This is a genomic window from Polaromonas sp. P1_G4, assembly GCF_056405475.1.
The window spans coordinates 1-2226 of sequence record NZ_JBFUCA010000610.1; the positions used below are offsets into that span (position 1 = coordinate 1).

At 62.4% G+C, this 2226-nt stretch carries 1 protein-coding gene; it reads left to right on the plus strand.

Annotated features, from left to right (window positions below):
* A partial coding sequence (purL, locus tag AC1D1X_RS21195) for a phosphoribosylformylglycinamidine synthase (protein ID WP_477699101.1) occupies nt 1-2226 on the plus strand: 2226 nt, incomplete at both ends.

Below are 2226 nucleotides of genomic sequence, written 5' to 3' on the forward strand. Positions count from 1 at the left end.
CAACTGCGGCCTGGCCATCAAACGCATTGAGCGCATCACCGAATACCGCATTACCTTGAAAAGCGGCTTTTTCAGCAAAACGGCCCTGACGGATGCCCAGCGCGAGCAGGTCGCCGGCCTGCTGCACGACCGCATGACTGAAAGCGTGATGTTGGATCGCGCGCAGGCTGCCGGCCTCTTCACCGAATTGCAAGGTGCATCGCTACAGACCATCGACGTGCTGGCCGGTGGCAAAGCGGCCCTGGAAGCCGCCAATGCCGAATTTGGCCTGGCGCTGGCAGCCGATGAAATCGACTACCTGGTCACCGCCTTCACCCAGCTCAAACGCAACCCGACCGACGTTGAGCTCATGATGTTCGCCCAGGCCAACAGCGAGCACTGCCGCCACAAGATCTTCAACGCCGACTTTACGATTGACGGCGTTGCGCAGGAGAAAAGCCTGTTCGGCATGATCCGCAACACCGAAAAGCTGCATCCCCAGCACACGGTGGTGGCTTATTCGGACAACGCTTCGGTCATGGAAGGCTATAAAACACAGCGGTTTTATGCCAAAACTAGTACAAAACCGGCCCCTCGCCCAACAGGAACAAGCGCGAGCAGCTATCAAACTTATAGCGCTACGGATGACGTGTTGATGCATGTGCTGATGAAAGTCGAGACGCACAACCATCCCACGGCTATTTCTCCCTTCCCTGGCGCGTCGACCGGTGCGGGCGGAGAGATTCGTGACGAAGGCGCAACCGGCCGCGGCTCCAAGCCCAAGGCGGGCTTGACGGGCTTCACCGTGTCCAGGCTGTTTGACGACGCCGCCACGTCCTATGGCAAGCCAGAACACATCGCCAGCCCGCTGCAGATCATGACGGAAGGCCCGCTGGGCGGCGCAGCGTTCAACAACGAGTTCGGCCGGCCCAACCTCAACGGCTACTTCCGCGAATATGAGCAGACCGTCGGCGGCCAGCGCTGGGGTTATCACAAGCCCATCATGATTGCGGGTGGTGTCGGCACGATTGATGCGGCACTCACCAAGAAGATTCTCTTCCCGGCCGGCACGCTGCTGATCCAGCTGGGCGGCCCTGGTATGCGCATCGGCATGGGCGGCAGCGCGGCCAGCTCCATGGCTTCGGGCGCGAATGCGGCCCAGCTTGACTTTGATTCGGTGCAGCGCGGCAACCCTGAAATCGAGCGCCGCGCGCAAGAGGTCATCAACCAGTGCGCCCAACTGGGTGCGGCCAACCCCATCCTGGCGATCCACGATGTGGGCGCCGGCGGTTTGTCCAATGCGTTTCCTGAGCTGGTGAATGACGCGGGGCGAGGTGCGAAGTTTGATTTGCGTGCCGTGCCGCTGGAAGAAAGCGGCCTTTCGCCCAAGGAAATCTGGAGCAATGAAAGCCAGGAGCGTTATGTGATGGCGGTTGCGCCTGAGTCACTGCCGCAGTTCCAGGCCTTCTGCGAGCGTGAGCGCTGCCCGTTTGCGGTGATTGGCATTGCGACGGAAGAAAAGCAACTGGTGCTGTCCGACAAAGACGCGGCCCCGCCGGTGGATATGCCGATGAATGTGTTGCTCGGCAAGCCGCCCAAAATGCACCGCGACGTGAAGTCGGTCAAACACACGATCAAACCCATCGACCTGACCGGCGTCGATCTGCAGAAAAGTGCGATTGCGGTGCTCAGCCACCCGACCGTCGCGTCCAAGCGCTTCCTGATCACCATCGGCGACCGCACCGTGAGCGGCCTCACGCACCGTGATCAGATGGTTGGCCCCTGGCAGGTGCCGGTAGCCGACTGCGCTGTCACGCTGGCTGACTACAGCGGTTTTGCGGGCGAAGCCATGAGCATGGGCGAACGCACGCCGCTGGCCACCGTCAACGCGGCCGCTTCGGGGCGTATGGCGGTCGCCGAGGCCATCACCAACCTGCTGGCCGCGCCCATTGAGCTGCCGCGTGTCAAGCTGTCAGCCAACTGGATGGCCGCCTGCGGCGAGCCCGGCCAGGATGCGGCGCTCTACGAGACCGTCAAGGCCGTCGGCATGGAGCTGTGCCCGGCGCTGGGCGTGTCGATTCCGGTTGGCAAGGATTCCTTGTCGATGCGCACCGTGTGGAGCGAGGGCGCTGACAGCAAGAAAGTCACCTCGCCGGTGTCGCTGATCGTGAGCGCTTTCGCCACACTGCCCGATGTGCGTGGCACCCTCACGCCGCAGCTGAACCGCGATGAGGCCGACAGCACGCT